This is a genomic window from Bradyrhizobium sp. UNPF46 (assembly GCF_006658625.1).
Classification (GTDB): domain Bacteria; phylum Pseudomonadota; class Alphaproteobacteria; order Rhizobiales; family Xanthobacteraceae; genus Bradyrhizobium; species Bradyrhizobium nitroreducens.
Genome location: NZ_LFJB01000002.1, coordinates 80,805 through 99,081, shown reverse-complemented (window position 1 = coordinate 99,081; position 18,277 = coordinate 80,805). Strand labels below are relative to the sequence as shown.

General features: G+C 65.1%; 15 protein-coding genes. 8 read left to right on the top strand and 7 right to left on the bottom strand.

From position 1 onward, the window contains the following. Positions 1–450 precede the first annotated feature (450 nt). The 7 genes from UNPF46_RS00925 (at position 451) to UNPF46_RS00895 (ending at position 9,114) form a co-directional block, all read left to right on the top strand. Positions 451–1,605: an iron-containing alcohol dehydrogenase gene (locus tag UNPF46_RS00925; RefSeq protein WP_174719202.1), complete on the top strand. Its 1,155-nt coding sequence runs from the start codon at positions 451–453 to the stop codon at positions 1,603–1,605. 17 nt (positions 1,606–1,622) lie between these two features. After that, a complete protein-coding gene (locus UNPF46_RS00920; protein ID WP_142248715.1) occupies positions 1,623–3,173 on the top strand; it encodes an AMP-binding protein in 1,551 nt (516 codons plus the stop codon). A 365-nt stretch (positions 3,174–3,538) separates the two neighbouring features. Continuing rightward, the gene (locus UNPF46_RS00915; RefSeq protein WP_142248714.1) at positions 3,539–5,137 is read left to right on the top strand and encodes an ABC transporter substrate-binding protein; all 1,599 of its coding nucleotides are present in this window, start codon (positions 3,539–3,541) and stop codon (positions 5,135–5,137) included. 127 nt (positions 5,138–5,264) lie between these two features. Beyond that, positions 5,265–6,212, top strand: a complete 948-nt coding sequence (locus tag UNPF46_RS00910; RefSeq protein ID WP_100180182.1) for an ABC transporter permease — start codon at positions 5,265–5,267, stop codon at positions 6,210–6,212. 9 nt (positions 6,213–6,221) lie between these two features. Beyond that, positions 6,222–7,115: an ABC transporter permease gene (locus tag UNPF46_RS00905; RefSeq protein WP_100180181.1), complete on the top strand. Its 894-nt coding sequence runs from the start codon at positions 6,222–6,224 to the stop codon at positions 7,113–7,115. Continuing rightward, entirely contained in the window at positions 7,115–8,122 is a 1,008-nt protein-coding gene (locus tag UNPF46_RS00900) for an ABC transporter ATP-binding protein (RefSeq protein WP_100180180.1), read from the top strand. The genes UNPF46_RS00905 and UNPF46_RS00900 overlap by 1 nt, the downstream gene beginning before the upstream one ends. Then, the gene (locus UNPF46_RS00895; RefSeq protein ID WP_142248713.1) at positions 8,119–9,114 is read left to right on the top strand and encodes an ABC transporter ATP-binding protein; all 996 of its coding nucleotides are present in this window, start codon (positions 8,119–8,121) and stop codon (positions 9,112–9,114) included. The genes UNPF46_RS00900 and UNPF46_RS00895 overlap by 4 nt, the downstream gene beginning before the upstream one ends. Before the next feature lie 21 nt (positions 9,115–9,135). On the opposite strand, the gene UNPF46_RS00890 is transcribed toward UNPF46_RS00895, so the two are convergent. Next, positions 9,136–9,885, bottom strand: a complete 750-nt coding sequence (locus UNPF46_RS00890) for a hypothetical protein (protein WP_181769716.1) — start codon at positions 9,883–9,885, stop codon at positions 9,136–9,138. Between the two features lie 108 nt (positions 9,886–9,993). On the opposite strand from UNPF46_RS00890, the gene UNPF46_RS00885 reads away from it, so the two are divergent. After that, the gene (locus UNPF46_RS00885; protein ID WP_246668576.1) at positions 9,994–10,596 is read left to right on the top strand and encodes a hypothetical protein; all 603 of its coding nucleotides are present in this window, start codon (positions 9,994–9,996) and stop codon (positions 10,594–10,596) included. Between the two features lie 5 nt (positions 10,597–10,601). Here the strand turns inward: UNPF46_RS00885 and UNPF46_RS00880 are convergent, their stop codons facing one another. From UNPF46_RS00880 to UNPF46_RS00855, 6 genes are all read right to left on the bottom strand, one after another. Then, positions 10,602–12,590 carry an acetyl/propionyl/methylcrotonyl-CoA carboxylase subunit alpha gene (locus UNPF46_RS00880; protein WP_142248711.1) on the bottom strand — a complete coding sequence of 663 codons (1,989 nt, stop codon included), beginning with the start codon at positions 12,588–12,590 and terminating at the stop codon, positions 10,602–10,604. After that, a complete protein-coding gene (locus UNPF46_RS00875; protein WP_142248710.1) occupies positions 12,587–14,203 on the bottom strand; it encodes an acyl-CoA carboxylase subunit beta in 1,617 nt (538 codons plus the stop codon). The genes UNPF46_RS00880 and UNPF46_RS00875 overlap by 4 nt, the downstream gene beginning before the upstream one ends. A 99-nt stretch (positions 14,204–14,302) precedes the next feature. Further along, the gene (locus tag UNPF46_RS00870) at positions 14,303–15,169 is read right to left on the bottom strand and encodes a beta-keto acid cleavage family enzyme (RefSeq protein WP_142248709.1); all 867 of its coding nucleotides are present in this window, start codon (positions 15,167–15,169) and stop codon (positions 14,303–14,305) included. Between the two features lie 198 nt (positions 15,170–15,367). Beyond that, complete coding sequence (locus tag UNPF46_RS00865) at positions 15,368–16,168, bottom strand: helix-turn-helix domain-containing protein (RefSeq protein WP_100180174.1); 801 nt, start codon at positions 16,166–16,168, stop codon at positions 15,368–15,370. Between the two features lie 235 nt (positions 16,169–16,403). Continuing rightward, positions 16,404–17,060, bottom strand: coding sequence for a glutathione S-transferase family protein (locus UNPF46_RS00860; protein ID WP_142248708.1), 657 nt, complete (start codon positions 17,058–17,060; stop codon positions 16,404–16,406). After that, positions 17,060–18,223, bottom strand: a complete 1,164-nt coding sequence (locus tag UNPF46_RS00855) for an acyl-CoA dehydrogenase family protein (RefSeq protein WP_100180172.1) — start codon at positions 18,221–18,223, stop codon at positions 17,060–17,062. Before UNPF46_RS00855 ends, UNPF46_RS00860 begins: the two co-directional genes overlap by 1 nt. Between the last annotated feature and the right edge of the window lie 54 nt (positions 18,224–18,277).

The window sequence follows — 18,277 nt, the reverse complement described above, 5'->3', positions numbered from 1 at the left end:
AAGACCGCGATGCGCGCAATGCCTGGACGGACGTCCTGGCCGGATGGCGGGTTGACAGAGCTAGCCGGCTGCGCCCGGGACGATTAGCGGGCGGTTTGCGAATGGCGTTATTCGCCGGGTTCATGAATGGAGACGGCAAGATGCCTGCGGCGCGATCGGTGTCACCCTCCCCTGGAGGGGTCCGGGACGAGCATAGCTCGCCCGTGGGTCGCAGCGCATGGAGCCCAGCGGAATGCGATGCGGGGTGGGGTGATCTCTCCACACGGGCACTGTTGGACGTGGAGAGACCGTCACCCCACCCCGTCTCACATCTCGCTGCGCTCAATGTGAGCCGACCCTCCCCCTCCAGGGGAGGGTAAAGAAGGGCCAGCGTCTTCGCGCATGACGGAGGCCGGCGGCTCGGCTAGATTACCTCCACAAAAACAAGACGAATTGTCCGGGAGGACAGGCGTGCACCAGGGACGTGTCGTTTTCGGCGCGATCGAGGAGGTCGTGTTCGGCCATCCTGCGGCAGGCGCCATCGTCGCGCAGATGGACCGGCTGGGAGCGCGCCGCGCCTTCCTGATGGTGTCGGGCACGCTCAACCGGCAGACCGACGAGATCGGGAAGATCACACAAGCATTGGGCTCCCGCTGCGCCGGCCTGTTCGACGCCATGCCGGCGCATACGCCGCGCGAGGCGGTGATCGCGGCAACAAATGCGGCCCGTGAAGCGGCTGCCGACCTGATCGTCACCGTCGGCGGCGGCTCGATCACCGACGGCGCCAAGGCGGTGCAGCTCTGTCTCGCCAACGGCATCGACACGATCGACGGCATCGACCGCATCCGCGTGCATAAGGGCGTCGCGCCCGAGATGATTGCGCCGACGGTGCGGCAGGTCAGCGTGCCCACCACGATCGCCGGCGGCGAGTTCAGCGCGATTGCCGGCGTCACCGACCGCAGCGCGCATGTGAAGCAGATGCTGCGGCACCCGCTCAGCGTCCCGCGCGCGACCATCCTCGATCCGGCCATCACCGTGCACACGCCGGAATGGCTGTTCCTGTCGACCGGCATCCGCGCCGTCGACCATTGCGTCGAGGCGATCTGCTCGCGTGAGACCCATCCCTATGCCGACGCGCAATCGGTGAAGGGCCTCGCCATGCTCGCCGACGCGCTGCCGCGGGTGAAGGCGGACCCTGCCGATCTCGACGCGCGGATGGACGCGCAGATCGGCACCTGGCTGTCGATGGGTGCGCTTTCAGCCGGCGTGCCGATGGGCGCGAGCCACGGCATCGGCTATGTGCTGGGCGCAGGCTTCGACGTGCCGCACGGCTACACCTCCTGCGTCATGCTGCCGGCGGTGATGCGCTGGAATGCGCGCGACAACGCGGAGCGGCAGATGATCGTCGCCGCCGCGATGGGCTATCCCGGCCACGCCGCCGCCGACGTGCTCGATGCCTTCATCCGCGCGCTCGGCATGCCGCGCAGCCTTCGCGAGGTGCATGTGGCGCCCGAGCATTTCGACGACATCGCCGAGCAGGCGATGCGCACGAACTGGATTCCGCGCAATCCGCGCAAGATCGAAGGTCCTGCCGATTTGCGCGAAATCCTGCTTCTCGCCGCATGATCCGAGCCGGAGGATAGATGTACACAGGTCACCAAGCCCGCCTGCGCCCGCTGCAGCCCGCCTTCATCATGGCGTCGACCGGCGAGGCCGTCACCTATCGCGAGCTCGAAGCGCGCAGCAACCGGCTGGCCCATCTCTTCCGCAAGCACGGCCTGAAGCGGCTCGACCATTACTCGATCTTCATGGAGAACAATTCGCGCTACCTCGAGGCCTGCGGCGCGGGCGAGCGCTCCGGACTGTATTACACCTGCATCAACTCCTTCCTGACGCCGGGCGAGCTCGCCTATCTGCTCGTCAACAGCCAATCAAAGATCTTGATCACGTCGGTGGCGAAGCTCGACATCGCCCGCGAGGCGATCCAGGCTTGTCCCGACATCAGGCTCTGCATCGTCGCCGACGGCCCCGGCGAGAGCGAGCGCATCGTCGGCCTTGCGGACGTGACCGCGGACATGCCGGCGACACCGATCGCCGGTGAATGGCTCGGCACCGCCATGCTCTATTCGTCAGGCACGACAGGGCGGCCGAAAGGCATTCTGCGTCCGCTGCCGGAGGAGCCGCCGAAGCACAATCTGCCGCTGTTCGATTTCCTGACCAAGCTCTGGCACTACCGCGAGGGCATGGTCTACCTCTCGCCGGCCCCGCTCTATCACTCCGCGCCGCAAGCCGCCGTGAACCTCACGATCCGCATGGGCGGCACCGTGATCATCATGGAGAGTTTCGATCCCGAGCGTTACCTCGAGCTGGTTCAGCGCTGGGGCATCACGCACACCCAGCTGGTGCCGACGATGTTCTCGCGCATGCTGAAGCTGCCGGAAGAGGTCCGCAAGCGCTACGACCTGTCGTCGCTGGAGATCGCGATCCACGCCGCCGCGCCCTGCCCGGCCCTGGTCAAGGACGACATGATCAAATGGTGGGGGCCGATCATTCACGAATATTACGGCGCCACCGAAGGCCTCGGCTTCACCGCCTGCAACAGCGAGGAATGGCTGAGCCACCGCGGCACCGTCGGCAAGGTGCTGCTCGGCGACCTCCACATTCTCGACGAGAACATGAAGGAATGCCCGATCGGCACGCCCGGTCAGGTCTGGTTCAAGACCGCTTCGCCCTTCGAATATTTCAACGACCCGGAGAAGACCAAGGAAGCGCGCTCGGCCGACGGCAGCATGAGCACGGTCGGCGATGTCGGCTATGTCGATGCCGACCGCTTCCTGTACCTCACCGACCGCGCGACCTTCATGATCATCTCCGGCGGCGTGAACATCTATCCGCAGGAATGCGAGAATCTCCTGATCACCCATCCGAAGGTGGCCGACGCCGCCGTGTTCGGCGTGCCCAATGCCGATCTCGGCGAGGAGGTGAAGGCGGTGGTGCAACCGATGCCCGGCGTCGTGCCGGACGCGGCGCTCGCCGAGGAGCTGATCGCGTTCTGCGCCAAATCGCTGTCGCGGCAGAAGGTGCCGCGCTCGGTCGATTTCGAGAAGGAGTTGCCTCGGCTGCCGACGGGGAAGCTGTACAAGCGCCTGCTGCGGGACCGGTACTGGGGCAACAAGGCGTCGCGGATCGTGTGAGGGGCGTCCGCCCAGTCGCGCGAGATGCCTCCATACAAAAGGTGTCATCCCGGGGCGTGACAAAGTCGCGAACCCGGGATCCATAACCACGGGGTAGAGTTGTTGAGCGAGCAGGTCACCCCGAGTCTTCGCTGCGCTCGTCCGGGACGACAGCGGAATTGTTGAAACGGCGTCGCACAACATCAGCGCCAGGAACCATCTCTTCGCACCTGCACTCTCACACTGGGAGACGATGAAAGACTTGCGGCCTTGCGTCATCCGAATTGTCGAGGCTGCATGCGACCTTACCGGGGTTGCCTCCCCTGACTTGCGTGCTATCGTCAGCTCAAACAGGCTGCAAAAGCCGATGTCCAGGGAGGATGAGCATGCGGAGCGTGTGGGCGCTCGCCGCAATGGCGGCGCTATCTGTGCTAACGGCCTCAACCGCCACGCTCGCCGGCGAGCCCAAGCAGGGCGGCGTCCTGCGAATGTATCACCGCGACAGTCCGGCCAACGCGTCGATCCTCGAAGGCGCCACCTATTCGGTCAACGTGCCGTTCATGGGGGTCTTCAACAATCTCGTCATCTACGACCAGCACATCGCGCAGAACAGTCCTGACACCCTCAGGCCCGAGCTGGCCGAAAGCTGGTCCTGGAGCGGCGACAACAAGAAGCTGACGTTCAAGCTGCGCCAGGGCGTCAAATGGCACGACGGCAAGCCGTTCACCTCGGCCGACGTCAAATGCTCCTTCGACCTGCTGATGGGCAAATCGCAGCAGAAGCTGCGGCAGAATCCACGCAAGGCCTGGTACAGCGAAGTCAACGAGATCACGACGAACGGCGATCTCGAGGTGTCCTTCGACCTGAAGCGGCCGCAGCCCTCGCTGCTGGCGATGCTCGCGTCCGGCTATACGCCGGTCTATCCCTGTCACGTCTCGCCGGCCGACATGCGCACCCATCCGATCGGGACCGGCCCCTTCAAATTCGTCGAGTTCAAGGCCAATGAATCGATCAAGCTGACGCGGAATCCCGACTATTGGAAGAAGGGCCTGCCCCATCTCGACGGCATCGAGTACACGATCATTCCGAACCGCTCGACCGCGATCCTCGCCTTCGTCGCCGGCAAGTTCGACATGACCTTCCCGACGCACATCACGATCCCGCTCCTGAAGGACATCAAGTCGCAGGCGCCGAACGCGACCTGCGTCGTCGAGCCGACCAACGTGTCGACCAACATCATCGTCAATTCGAGCTCCGCGCCGTTCGACAACATCGATATCCGCCGGGCGATGGCAATGGCACTCGACCGCAAGGCCTTCGTCGACATCCTGTTCGAAGGCCAGGCCGATATCGGCGGCACCATGCTGCCGCCGCCTCAGGGTATCTGGGGCATGCCCAAGGACAAGCTCGAGACCATTCCGGGCTACGGCCCGAACCTGAATGCGAACCGCGAGGAGGCGAAGAAGCTGATGCAGAAGGCGGGCTACGGCCCCGACAAGCATCTGGCGGTGAAAGTCTCGACGCGCAACATCGCGGAGTATCGCGACCCCGCCGTGATCCTGATCGACCAGCTCAAGAGCATCTATATCGACGGCGAGCTCGACGTCGTGGAGACCGCGAACTGGTTCCCGAAGGTCGCGCGCAAGGACTACATGCTCGGTCTCAACCTGACCGGCAATTCCGTCGACGACCCCGACCAGTCCTTCTACGAGAACTATTCCTGCGGCTCGGAACGGAACTACACCAATTACTGCAACAAGGAGATCGAGAAGCTGTTCGACGTGCAGTCGCAGGAGACCGACATCGCCAAGCGCAAACCGCTGGTGTGGGAGATCGACAAGAAGCTGCAGGAGGACGTCGCCCGTCCGATCATCTTCCATGCGCGGGCCGGCACCTGCTGGCAGCCTTATGTCAAGGGCGTCACGATCATGTCGAACAGCTCCTATAACGGCTTTCGCTACGAGGATGTCTGGCTCGACAAGTAGTGCGGCAGGCTGAAGGCTTTGGGATTTTGGTGTCGAGCATGATCTTGCCGGAAAACCGCCGCGCACTTTGCGCTAGCGCGGCCCTTCGGTTCCGGATCATGTTCTAGCGGCTCGCGGAGGGCGAAGGATGTTTGCCTATCTGGTGCGACGCCTGTTCCTGATGCTCGTGACCCTGTTCGGGATATCGATCGTCATCTTCCTCTTGCTGCGCATCGTGCCCGGCAACATCGTCGACATCCTGTTCGCCGCCGCCGGCTATGTCGACCCCGCCGACAAGGCCAATCTGGAGAAGGAGCTCGGCATCGACCAGCCGCTGATCGTGCAATATTGGCACTGGATCAGCGGCTTTGTGCGGGGCGATTTCGGCTACTCCTACGTCTCCGAGAAGCCTGCGCTGCAGGAAATCCTGCCGCGGATTCCGATCACGGCACGGCTCGCCGGCCTCGCGCTGCTGTTCTCGGCCTCGATCGGCATTCCGCTCGGCGTCATCAGCGCGGTGAACCAGGGCACGCGGCTCGATTACACGCTGCGCGTCATCAGCCTCAGCGGCCTGTCGCTGCCATCGTTCTGGCTCGGCCTGCTCATCCTCACCGCATCGGTGGCGATGTTCGGCCAGATGCCGATCTTCAATCCGAATCCGCAGACCTGGCTCGAAGCGTTCGCGACCTACGCCGTCCCGGCCGCCGCCGTCGGCTTCCGCAGCGCCGCGCTGACCATGCGTATCACCCGCTCCTCGATGCTGGAGGTGTTGCGTCAGGACTATATCCGCACCGCACGCGCCAAGGGCGCGTCCGACGCCGCCGTGAACTACCGGCACGCGCTGAAGAACGCGATCCTGCCCGTCATCACCGTGATCGGCATCGAGGCGGCGTTCCTGATCGGCGGCCTCATTGTGACGGAGACCGTGTTCAACATCCCCGGCGTCGCCCGCTTCCTGGTCGAGGCGATCCGGTGGCGCGATTATCCGATCGTGCAGAACCTCGTGATGCTCATCGCCGTGGTCGTAGTGGTCGCGAACTTCACCGTCGATATGCTCTACGCAGTGTTCGACCCGCGGATCAGGTACACGGATTAGGAGAGCTGTTTGGCCGCAATCGATTACGATCTCGAACTCCGGCGGGCCGGTGCGCATGCCACCGGCGGCTGGCGGCGCGTGCTGTTCCTGGCGCAGCGGCATGTGCTGGGCGCCGCTGGCCTCATCATCATGACCGTGTTCGTGTTCACGGCCATCTTCGCCGATTTCATCGCGCGCTATGATCCCCTGACGATCGATTCGGCGCGCGCACTCGCTCGTCCGAGCTGGGCCCACTGGATGGGGACAGACTCGTTCGGCCGCGACGTGTTCAGCCGCATCATCCACGGCGCGCGGATCTCGCTCGCGGTCGGCATCGGGTCGACCGCGCTCGGCGGCACGATCGGCGTCATCGTCGGGCTCACCTCCGGCTATCTCTCCGGTTGGGTCGATCTCGTCTTCCAGCGCGTTTCCGACGTTCTTCAGGCGCTGCCGCTGCTGGTGCTCGCCCTGATCATGACGGCCGCCCTCGGCCCGTCCCTGCCGAACGTCATCATCGCCATCGCCATTCCGCTGATCCCGACGGTGTCGCGCGTCATCCGAGCCAACACGCTGGCGCTGCGCGAGCTGCCCTTCGTCGAAGCCGCCAAGTCGATCGGCATGAGCGAGGTCCGCATCGCGCTTCGCCATGTGCTGCCGAACACGCTGGCGCCGCTGATCGTGCTCGCCACCGCCCAGCTTGGCTCCACCATCCTCACTGAAGCCTCGCTCTCCTTCCTCGGGCTCGGCATTCCCGAGCCTTATCCGTCGTGGGGCCGAATGCTCTCGGAATCCGCCGCCGAATATGTCCGCACGGCGCCCTGGCTCGTAATCTTCCCGGGCATCGCCATCAGTCTCGCCGTGTTCGGCGCCAATCTTTTCGGCGACGCCCTGCGCGACATTCTCGATCCGAGGCAGCGCGGCTGATGGCTGACAAATCCGATCTCGTGCTCGATGTGAGGAACCTGCAGACGGTGTTCTTCACCAACTCGGGACTCTTCAGGGCCGTGGACGACGTCTCCTTTACCGTGAAGCGCGGCGAGACGCTGGCGATCGTCGGCGAATCCGGCTGCGGCAAGAGCGTCACCGCGCTGTCGCTGATGCGGCTGGTGCCCGATCCGCCCGGCCGAATCGTCGGCGGCTCCATCTCGCTCGAAGGCACCGATCTGCTGGCCCTGGATGAGGCGGAGATGCGCGCGGTCAGGGGCAACCGCATCTCCATGATCTTTCAGGAGCCGATGACTTCGCTCAACCCCGTGATGCGGATCGGCGACCAGATCGTCGAGGCGGTGCGGCTGCACCGGAAGCTGTCGAGCAAGGAAGCCGGCGATGTCGCCGTCGAGATGCTGCGGCTGGTGCGCATCCCCGAACCGGCGCGACGCGCGCGCGAATATCCGCATCAGCTCTCCGGCGGCATGCGCCAGCGCGCGATGATCGCGATGGCATTGGCCTGCCGGCCCGCGCTGCTGATCGCGGACGAGCCGACCACCGCGCTCGACGTCACCATCCAGGCGCAGATCCTGGCGCTGATCCTGGATCTTCAGAAGGAGCTCGGCACCGGCCTCGTGCTGATCACCCATGATCTCGGCGTCGTCGCGCAGACCGCGCAACGCGTGATCGTGATGTATGCGGGGCGGAAGGTCGAGGAAGCCAGCGTCGAGGCGCTGTTCGCAGCACCCAAGCACCCCTACACGCGCGGGCTGATGGCCTCGATCCCCGTCGTCCCCACCCCCGGCATTGCCGCGCCGGCACGACTGAACGAGATTCCCGGCACCGTGCCGTCGCTGGTGCGGCTGCCCAGGGGGTGCGCCTTTGCGCCGCGCTGCAAGCTCGCCATCAAACGCTGCGAGGCCGAATATCCGCCGCTGGCGGATTGGGGCGGCGGCCATCTTGCCGCCTGCTGGCGCGCGGAAGAAGTCGCGGAGGTGGCATGACCGAGGTGTTGCTCGAAGTCACCGACCTCAAGAAACATTATCCGGTGCGCGCCGGCGTGCTGCGCCGGCAGGTCGGCACCGTGCACTCGGTCGACGGCGTCTCGTTCTGCCTTCATGCCGGCGAGACGCTCGGGCTGGTCGGCGAGTCCGGTTGCGGCAAGTCGACGGTGGCGCGCAGCGTGCTGCGGCTGGTCGAGCCGACCTCGGGCCAGATCCGCCTCGATGGAAAGGACATCACCCACCTGTCCAAGACGGCGCTGCGGCCGCACCGCCGCTCGATGCAGATCGTGTTTCAGGACCCGTTTGCCTCGCTCAACCCACGCATGACCGCCGGCGACATCGTCGGCGAGCCGCTTGCCGTGCACGGGCTCGCGAGCGGCAAGGAGCTGGAAGCGCGCGTGGCAAGGCTGTTCGAGCAGGTCGGCCTGCGGCCCGACCAGATGCGCAATTTCCCGCATCAATTCTCCGGCGGCCAGCGCCAGCGCATCTGCATCGCGCGCGCATTGGCGCTGGGGCCGCGCCTGATCGTCTGCGACGAGCCGGTGTCCGCGCTCGACGTCTCGATCCAGGCGCAGGTCATCAACCTCTTGATCGATCTGCAGCGCCAGCACGGCTTCTCCTATCTCTTCATCGCGCACGACCTCGCCGTGGTCGCCCATATCAGCCACCGCGTCGCCGTGATGTATCTCGGCCGCATCGTCGAGATCGCCGGCAAGGACGAGCTATTCCGCAGCCCGCGCCATCCCTATACGCAGGCCCTGCTCGCCTCGGTGCCGATCGCAAACCCGCTGGCGAAAAGGCTTACGCCGCTGGTCGACGGCGACGTGCCGAGCCCGGTCAATCCGCCGCCGGGCTGCGCGTTTCACACCCGCTGCCGGTTTGCGGTGGAGCGATGCAGGACGGAACGGCCTGCACTGGTGGAGACGGGCGACGGGCATCAGGTGGCGTGTCTGCTGAACGAGGGGACGGGACGGAGCAACACGATCTCATAGGAGCTCCTGGCCTTGATATGGTTAGGAGATCGTGCGATCGCGCAACGCCCGGACCACCGGCCACGCCGCCATCGCGGCGGCGAGATGTTTGAGAGTGTGGCCCGAGACAATGTGCGCTGTCGCGTCGAACACGATCACATCGCCGAGCTCGAACAGCTTCGCCAGCACATAAAAGAAGATCACGCCGCCGAGCGGCACACCGAGCGCACCGGGCCGGGGACGCGTCAACGCCAGCCCCACGGCCAGCGCCATGCCGCCGAACTGCACGACCACCCATGGCGTGAGATTGTCGCGCGCGACCCAGGCCGCCAGCAGACCCGCGATCATCATCAGGACCAGCAGCGCCTCGCCGGCGCGGACGCTGATACGCTCGCTGGCGGCAATGCCCAGGAATCCCGCAAACGCTACGGCCATACCGAGGCGGTCGGCCACAAGCCGTTGCGGCATGTCGGGGTCCAGATGGTAGAAGCCCGAGCCCAGGCAGGTGAGGATCAACCCTACGAAGAACCAGCTGGCACCGACGGGCGCATCATGGCGGGCGCGCAGCCGCTCCGAGCCCCAGACGCCCATCGCGAGGAAGGCGAGGTTACTGAGCACGTCGCCGGCGTTGGGCACGCCAAGCCAGGTGCGGCCATCGACGAAGTGCGGGATGTGCCAGGCGACGGCGGGCAGCGGGGGCGCCAGACATGCCGTCAGCGTCAGGACGGCGATCGCGCCGACCAGGTATCCTTCGCGGGCTTGCAGCGCCCCGAACGAGAGCCGGCGGGGCATGGACGGGAGTGCGGCGGCGTTCGCTCGGGTGGGGTCATCGGGGCGCATCGGAACTCCGGAATTGAACAACGTTCAATATTCATAGACGATAATTGAACAAAGTTCAATATGAATGTTGATCGCGTGCCGTCGGATATGAATCCCGTTGAAATCATGCAGAATTCCGGCCGCGAGCCTGAGACGGCGGACTGGAGCGAAAGACTTGCTTGTGAGTTCGCCCACACAGGCTCGAGCCATTCGGTGTCAGGCTTCCTGTGTCTCGATCGACGCGCGCCCTCTAATGGAATGGATCCGATGATGCCTCTGTCCAGACCTCTGACCGTTCTCTTCGGCCTCCTTTCCACGTCAGCCAGTTGCACCGTCGCCCGCGCGGAGACGATCGACGTCTCCGACAATCACGGTGGATCGGTCGCCGCCTACAATGCGCGCTGGACCGAGCTCGCCCGCCAGGGCGTGAATGTCCGCATCGTCGGCCCCTGCCAATCCGCCTGCACAGTTCTGCTGGGCCGGATTCCCCGCGGCCGGATCTGCGTGACACCGGAGGCAAGCTTCGGATTCCATCTTGCGCACCGGGCTGGCGCCACGACGACGCTGCGTCGCGCCCACGCGGCGGACATCACCTCCTGGATCAATGCCCATGGCGGCCTCACCCAGGATTTCATCTGGATGCGGGCGCCGGACACCTACCGGTACTTCAAGAAATGCTCGTAGCCGTCTCACGCGGCCGGCGAAGCAACCTCGATCTCCGCGACGATCCTGCCCGTGGTGACCTGCTCGCCCTCGGCGACATCGATCGCGGCGACCACACCGTCGATGCCGGCCTTGTGGACGTGCTCCATCTTCATCGCCTCCAGCGTCATCACCGGCTGACCGGCGGCAACGCGGTCGCCCGGCTTGACCAGCACGGCGACGACGCGCCCGTTCAGGGCGGCGCGCACCTTGCCGTCGCCGCCGTTGCTTGCGGCGGCTTTCGGCGCAGCGAGGGTCAGGTCGATCACCGCGAGCGGAATGCCGCAGTGCTGGAGGTAGAGCCGATCGCCGTCGCGCAGGAATTTCGCGTTGTCCATCACGCCGTCGTGGCGGAAGCGGATCGTATCGGCGTCGAGCTGATCGATCTCGAACCTGTCCTGACGATCGGCGGCGGCGACAACGTAGCTGCCGTCGCGTTCGCGCGTGATTTCGAGCTCCAGCGCCTGGCCGCCGATCTCGATCTTCGCCGGCAGCGGGAAGGTTGCCGACAGGCTCCGCCCACTCTGCCATGCAGGTGCACGCGGATTTGTGACATAGAGCAGCAAGCCGGCCAGCGCCGTGTCGAATGCCGCATCCGCCCGCGGCGCCAATAGTTCGTCGCGATGTGCGCCGATGAAGGCCGTCGTCGCCTCGCCCCTGGCAAAGCCGGGCTGACGCAGACACGACATCAGGAACGACTGGTTGGTGGTCACGCCCAACGCGGTGAGCTGCTCAAGGCCCACGATCAGCCGCCCCCTCGCCTCTTCGCGCGTGGTGCCATGGCCGATCACCTTGGCGATCATGGAATCGTAGAACGGAGGAATCTCCGCTCCCGATTGCAGCGCGTGCTCGACGCGGATGCCCTCCGGCACCTGCCAGCGCGCCATGCGGCCGGACTGCGGCATGAAATCCTGCATCGCATCTTCCGAGCAGAGACGGACCTCGATGGCGTGGCCGGAGAACTTGATGTCCTGCTGCCTGATCGGCAGCGCCTCGCCGCGCGCGACGCGCAGCTGCAGCTCGACCAGATCGAGTCCGGTGATCGCCTCGGTGACGGGGTGCTCGACCTGGAGACGCGTGTTCATCTCCATGAAGTAGAATTCACCGCTCGCGTCGAGCAGAAACTCAAGCGTGCCGGCGCCCTCGTAGCGCAGTGCCTTGACCGCGGCGACCGCGACCTCGCCCATTTTCGCGCGCAGCGCCGGCGTCACCGCAGGCGACGGCGCCTCCTCGATCAGCTTCTGGTGGCGCCGCTGCACCGAGCAGTCGCGCTCGCCGAGATGGATGGCGTTGCCATGGCTGTCGCCGAACACCTGAATCTCGATGTGCCGCGGATTCTGGATGGCCCGCTCGAGGATCACGGTGGGATCGCCGAACGCGGCCTTGGCTTCCGACCGCGCACTGCGCAGCGCATCCGGAAACGAAGCGGCGTCAGCCACGAGCCGCATGCCGCGGCCGCCACCACCCGCGACCGCTTTGATCATCACGGGAAAGCCGATCTTTCTGGCCTCCCCGAGCATGACTTCGTCGCTTTGGTCTGCCCCCTGATAGCCGGGCACGCAGGGTACGCCGGCCTTCTTCATGATCTCCTTGGCGCCGGCCTTGTTGCCCATCGCCTCGATCGCCTGCGGCGACGGACCGATGAAGACGAGGCCGGCATCCTTGCAGGCTTGCGCGAAGTCCTCGTTCTCGGCGAGGAAGCCGTAGCCGGGATGCACGGCATCCGCGCCGCTCGCCTTGGCCGCCGCGATGATGGCGGGAATGTTGAGATAGGATTGCGCCGGCAGGGCTTCGCCGATGCGCACGGCCTGATCTGCTTGCTTGACGTGGAGTGCATCGCGATCGGCATCCGAATAGACCGCGACGACGCCAAGGCCGAGCTGCCGCGCGCTGCGCATGACGCGTAGTGCGATCTCGCCGCGGTTGGCAACCAGAACTTTGAAGAACGGGTGGTGTTGCACTGATCCGTTCCTCATGGGCGAGCCACCGAAAACTGCATCCGCTGCGGCGTACGCGCATCACCCTCGCGGCAGATCGCGAGCACTTCGGACAGTACTGCGCGGGTATCGCGCGGATCGATCACGCCGTCGTCGAGCACGCGGGCGCTGGTGGAGAAAACGTCCATCTGGCCGTCGAATACGCCGATGATCTGCGCCTTCATCGCGTCGAGCTTTTCTTTCTCGACCGGCTTGCCGCGGCGCGCGGCAGCGGCCTCGGTCACGATGGCCATGGTCTCGGCCGCCTGCTCGCCGCCCATCACGGCAGTCTTGGCATTGGGCCACGAGAAGCAGAAGCGCGGGTGGAAGCCGCGGCCGCACATGCCGTAATTGCCGGCGCCGAACGAGGCGCCGCAATAGATGGTGATCTGCGGCACCGTCGCCGAGGTCACGGCCTGGATCATCTTGGAGCCGTGCTTGATCATGCCGGCTTCCTCATAGGCCTTGCCGACCATGTAGCCGGTGGTGTTGTTGAGATAGAGGATCGGCGTGCGGGTCTGGCAGCAGGCCTGGATGAAATGCGTCGCCTTGTTGGCACCGGCGGGATCGAGCGGCCCGTTGTTGGTGATGATGCCGATGGCCTGGCCCTCGATGCGGGCGTGGCCGCAGACGGTTGCCGGGCCATAGTTCGGCGCCATCTCGGTGAAATCGGAATCGTCGACGATGCGCGCGATCACCTGCTTCATGTCCACGGGGCGCTTGTGGTCCATCGGCATGATGCCGAGCAGCTCGTCCTGGTCGTAGCGCGGCGGCTTGAATTGCAGGGACGGCTTGCCCGGCCGCTCCCATTGCAGCGCCGCCATGATCTCGCGGGCGATGCGCAAGGCATCGCGGTCATCCTCGGCGAGATAATCGCCGAGGCCGGACACCTGTGTGTGCATCTCGGCGCCGCCGAGCTCTTCCTCGGTCGCGATCTCGCCGGTCGCGGCCTTCAGCAGCGGCGGCCCGGCAAGGAAGGCGCGGGTGCGACCGCGCACCATGACGATGTAGTCGGAGAGACCCGTCTGATAGGCACCGCCAGCGGTGGATGAACCATGCGTCACGGTGACGACAGGCAGGCCGGCGGCCGAGAGCCGTGCGAGATTGCGGAAGATGTTGCCGCCGCGGACAAAATCCTCGACGCGGTAGCGCAGGAGATTGGCGCCGGCGCTCTCGACGAGCTGGACATAAGGCAGCTTGTTCTCGAGCGCGAGCTCCTGCACCCGCAGCGTCTTGTCGAGACCGTAGGGCTGCAGCGCGCCGGCATCGATGCCCGCGTCATTGGCGCTGACCATGCAGCGGATGCCCGAGACGAAGCCGATGCCGGCGATGACGCCCCCGCCCGGCACGCTCTTGTTGGCGTCCGGCACGTCGAACAAGTAGCCGGCGAGCGTCGACAGCTCGATGAAGGGCGCACCGGGATCGAGCACCAGCGCGACGCGCTCGCGCGGCAGCAGCTGGCCGCGCTTGTGGAAACGGTCCTTTGCCGCCGCTGACGCCGCACGCGTGCGCTCTTCCAGCGCGCGCATGCGGTCGATCAATCCGAGCATGCCATCGCGGTTGGCGTGGTAGGCCGCGCTGCCGGGGGAAATGGTGTTTTCGAGAATGGACATGACAGACCTTGATGTCATTCCGGGACACGCGAAGCGTGAACCCGGAATCTCGAGGTTCCGGGTTCGATGCTGCGCATCGCCCCGGAACGACGGGGCTACTCAGCGATTCGTCCCAAAGATCTTCCGCGCCTCGGCGGGGCTCGCGATCTCGCGGCCGGCACGGCGCGCGCAGGCGGCGATCGCCTCGATGAGCTGGCCGTTCGACGTCACCTTCTTGCCGTCGGCGAGATAGAAGGTGTCTTCGAGACCGGTGCGCAGATGACCGCCGAGTTCGGCGCAGCGCTGATGCAGTGGCCAGATCTCTTCGCGTCCGATGGCGGTGACCTGGAAATGCGCCTCGGGCCGTTTCAACTTGATCAGGATCGGCAGCAATTCGGGATCAGCGGGCATGCCGGAGGCGACGCCCATGACGAAATTGTATTCGAGCGGGCCCTTGTACATACCGACTTGGGTGTACATGCCGACGCAGCGGACGATGCCGACGTCGAAGCACTCGAACTCCGGAATGGTACCGACCGCGTTCATGACGTCGAGATAGTCCTTCACCTTCTCGACGGCGTTGTCGAACATCATCGGCGGCCAGGCCCAGGTGTTGTCGGCCTTGACCTTCAGGTAATTCAGCGAGCCGGCGTTGCAGGCCGCGATCTCCGGCTTCGTTTCGCGGATACAGTCGAGTGCGCCGCTATAGTTCGGCCCTGAGACGCCCGAGGTGTGGTTGATGATGACGCCGGGGCAGGCCTCGCGGATCGCCTGCTGGATCTCCTTGCTGACCGCGACCTCCCAGGACGGCAGATGTCCCTTGCCCGGTGCCTGCTGACGCAGATGGATGTGCATGATGGACGCACCGGCATCGAACGCAGCCTTGGCCTCGCGCGCCATCTGCTCGGGCGTCACGGGCACGTTGTGCTGCTTCGGATCGGTGAGCACGCCATTCAGCGCGCAGGTGATGACGGCCTTGTCGCTCATGCCAAAAATATCTCGCACGTTGAGAATTCAACGGCTGCGATCATGTGATGGGTGGCATGCGGCTTCTTGCGCGGAGAAGCTGAAGACAGGACGAGCTTTCGTAGGTGGGCAAAGCGAAGCGTGCCCACGTCTTTACCCGTTTTCCGAGAGGTGTTGGGCACGGCGCAAGCGCGCCCTTGCCCACCCTGCGAGAGCGAGCTAGCTCGCCTCGGCGAGCCGCACCGTCTCGGTGCTGCGATAGATCGCAAGATCCCGCGAGCCGACGAAGATCGCGCGCGGCTTCAACCCGTAGAAGCGACGGATCGAGTGGCTGAAATGGGTCGAGTCGGGATAGCCGATGTCCTGCGCAAGATGGGCGAGGTTGAGATCCTGGTTGGCGAAGTGCAGCAGATGCCGCGCACGCTTCCAGGCGCGGAAGGAGCGGAACGAGATGCCGGTCTCCTCCTTGAACAGATGCAGGAAGCGCGAGGCCGAAAGGCCCGCTTCGGCCGCGCAGGTGTCCGCCGTCACCGGCTCGCCGGAGAAGCGCCCGATGCGCGCAACCGCGCGCATCACGCGAGGATCGAGCACGCGGCGCGGCAGCGCCTCGCCAAAGCACATCTCGTCGAACTCGGCGGTGGTGATGTCGCCATAGCGACGCTGGCGCAGCAATGTGTAAGCGGCAAGGATTTTTCGGGCGTAGACGGCCTGATCGGGCCCGGTCAGCCGTTTGGCCAAAGCCTCGATCACGCCATCCGGCATGCTCTCGGGCTCGAGCGTCACGCTGATCGCGGTGCGATAATCGCTGGCGATGGAATGCCGCTGGTTCGGCAGGGTGACGAACAGCTCGCCGGTGGCGAGGGCGTCGTCGATGGTCAGGTGCAGATTGCCCTTCACCGCCACATAGACATGGCAACAGCCCGGGGTTCGCTTGCGGGGGCGACCGAGCAGGCCCGCGTAAAACACCCGCTCCGGCGTGATCAGCATGAGATGGTCGGATTCGCGACCGTTATATTCCATTGGGCTCCTCCTCGCGCGGCTCTCTGGCCGCTGCGGACGGAGGTCACCTTAGCGGAAATTTGGGCGCTGTCACGACGGGATAGCGCTGTCATGGACGCGCAAAAAAACGTCGTTCCGGGACAGCCAAAGGACGGCCCCGGAACCTCTCGCTACGACTTCGAGCTTCTCGGGTGCGCAAATGCGAACCCGAGTCCGCGCTATTGCGCGCCGCGGAATGACAGCCTCCCTTACTTCCTTACGCCCTCACTCTCGGCGCAACATTCTGCTCCGCGCCGGCCTTCTGCTCCGCAGCAACCGCGCGCTTGAAGCCCTCGCGCTGCTGGAGGCGTGCCCAATAGGCTGCGACATTTGGCCCAAAATCCTTGGCGAGCCCGATATTGTCGGCCAGCCGAAGCGCATAACCGATGACAATGTCAGCGGCGGTGAAGCGGCCGGCGCACAAGGTTTCGGCATTCGCCGTCGCTGCCTCGACGGCGCGCAGGCGTCCCAGGAACCACTTCGCATAGTCGGTGGCGACCTGCGGATTGCGCCGCTCCTCCGGCTCGAGCTGGGTGTATCTGAGCACCAGCGTCTGCGGAAAGGTTAACGTGGCATCGCTGAAATACATCCAGTTCAGGAACCCGCCATAGGCGGGATCCTCGGGGCCGACCATCAGCGGGGTCGGCCCGTGCTTGATACCGAGATAATGGCAGATGCCGGAGGACTCCGTCATCTTCGTCTCGCCGTCGACCATGAAGGGGATCGTGCCGAGCGGATTGATCGCCAGATATTCCTTGGCAAAGACCCGCGGCGGGAACGGCAGCATCTTCAGCTCATAGGATAGCCCCATCTCCTCCAGCATCCAGAGCGGACGGAACGAGCGTGCGGCGTCGCAGTGATAGAGCGTGATCATCAGGAGCTTCCTTTGCTGCCGGGCAGCGTACCCATCATCTTGCACAGGACCATCAGCATGACCTCATCGGCGCCGCCGCCGATCGAGGTCAGGCGGCTGTCGCGATAGGCGCGGCTGACCGGCGTCTCGTTGGTAAAGCCCATTCCGCCCCAATACTGCAAGCAGGCGTCGGTGAGCTCGCGTCCGAGGCGGCCGGCCTTCAGCTTGGCCATGGTGGCCAGCCGCGTCACGTCCTCGCCGGCGACCAGCTGCTCCGCGGCGCGATAGATCAGCGCGCGCAAGAGCTCGACCTCGGTCTGCATCTCCGCGAGCTTGAAGTGCACGACCTGGTTGTCGAGGATGCTCTGGCCGAAGGCCTTGCGGTTGCGCGTGTATTCGATGGTCTGCTCGATGATGTATTCATGCGCCTTCAGGCAGGCTGCCGCGCCCCAGAGCCGCTCCTCCTGGAACTGGATCATCTGGTAAGTGAAGCCCTTGCCCTCCTCGCCGATCCGGTTGCGCTTGGGCACGCGGACATTGTCGAAGAAAATCTGCGCGGTGTCGGACGAGCGCATGCCCATCTTGTCGAGCTTGCGGGCGATCGTGACGCCCTTGCTCTTCATGGGCACGCAGATCAGCGATTTGTTGCGATGAACGGGGCCGTCGCCGGTGTTGGCGAGCAGGCAGATCCAGTCGGCCTGGGTGCCGTTGGTGATCCACATCTTGCCGCCATCGATGACGTAATCGTCGCCATCGGAGCGCGCCTGCGTCTTGATCGAGGCGACGTCAGATCCCGCGCCGGGTTCGGAGACACCGATGCAGGCGACGAAATCGCCCGCGATCGACGGCGCCAGAAATTCGCGCCGCACCTCGTCCGAGCCGAACCGCGCCAGCGCCGGCGTTGCCATGTCGGTCTGCACCCCGATCGCCATCGGCACGCCGCCGCAGGTGATGGCGCCCAGCTCCTCCGCCATCATCAGCGCATAGGAATAGTCGAGACCGGAGCCGCCGAATTCGACCGGCTTGTTCAGCCCGAGGAAGCCGAGGCTGCCCATCTTCTTGAACAGCTCGTGCGCCGGGAAGATGTCGGCCTTCTCCCAGTCATCGACGTGAGGATTGATCTCGTTGGCGATGAACTTTTGCAAGCTGCGGCGGATGTCGTCGTGGTCGGCGGTGAATAGCATTTTGCCCTCTCGTCATTCCGGGGCATCGCGCAGCGATGAACCCGGAATCCATTT

Bases quoted from the DNA above. Each gene is read 5' to 3' on its own strand.
- UNPF46_RS00920 (WP_142248715.1), top strand. From the start codon at position 1,623: ATGTACACAGGTCACCAAGCCCGCCTGCGCCCGCTGCAGCCCGCCTTC.
- UNPF46_RS00915 (WP_142248714.1), top strand. From the start codon at position 3,539: ATGCGGAGCGTGTGGGCGCTCGCCGCAATGGCGGCGCTATCTGTGCTA.
- UNPF46_RS00910 (WP_100180182.1), top strand. From the start codon at position 5,265: ATGTTTGCCTATCTGGTGCGACGCCTGTTCCTGATGCTCGTGACCCTG.
- UNPF46_RS00900 (WP_100180180.1), top strand. From the start codon at position 7,115: ATGGCTGACAAATCCGATCTCGTGCTCGATGTGAGGAACCTGCAGACG.
- UNPF46_RS00895 (WP_142248713.1), top strand. From the start codon at position 8,119: ATGACCGAGGTGTTGCTCGAAGTCACCGACCTCAAGAAACATTATCCG.
- UNPF46_RS00890 (WP_181769716.1), bottom strand. From the start codon at position 9,885: ATGCCCCGCCGGCTCTCGTTCGGGGCGCTGCAAGCCCGCGAAGGATAC.
- UNPF46_RS00885 (WP_246668576.1), top strand. From the start codon at position 9,994: ATGAATGTTGATCGCGTGCCGTCGGATATGAATCCCGTTGAAATCATG.
- UNPF46_RS00880 (WP_142248711.1), bottom strand. From the start codon at position 12,590: ATGAGGAACGGATCAGTGCAACACCACCCGTTCTTCAAAGTTCTGGTT.
- UNPF46_RS00875 (WP_142248710.1), bottom strand. From the start codon at position 14,203: ATGTCCATTCTCGAAAACACCATTTCCCCCGGCAGCGCGGCCTACCAC.
- UNPF46_RS00870 (WP_142248709.1), bottom strand. From the start codon at position 15,169: ATGAGCGACAAGGCCGTCATCACCTGCGCGCTGAATGGCGTGCTCACC.
- UNPF46_RS00865 (WP_100180174.1), bottom strand. From the start codon at position 16,168: ATGGAATATAACGGTCGCGAATCCGACCATCTCATGCTGATCACGCCG.
- UNPF46_RS00860 (WP_142248708.1), bottom strand. From the start codon at position 17,060: ATGATCACGCTCTATCACTGCGACGCCGCACGCTCGTTCCGTCCGCTC.
- UNPF46_RS00855 (WP_100180172.1), bottom strand. From the start codon at position 18,223: ATGCTATTCACCGCCGACCACGACGACATCCGCCGCAGCTTGCAAAAG.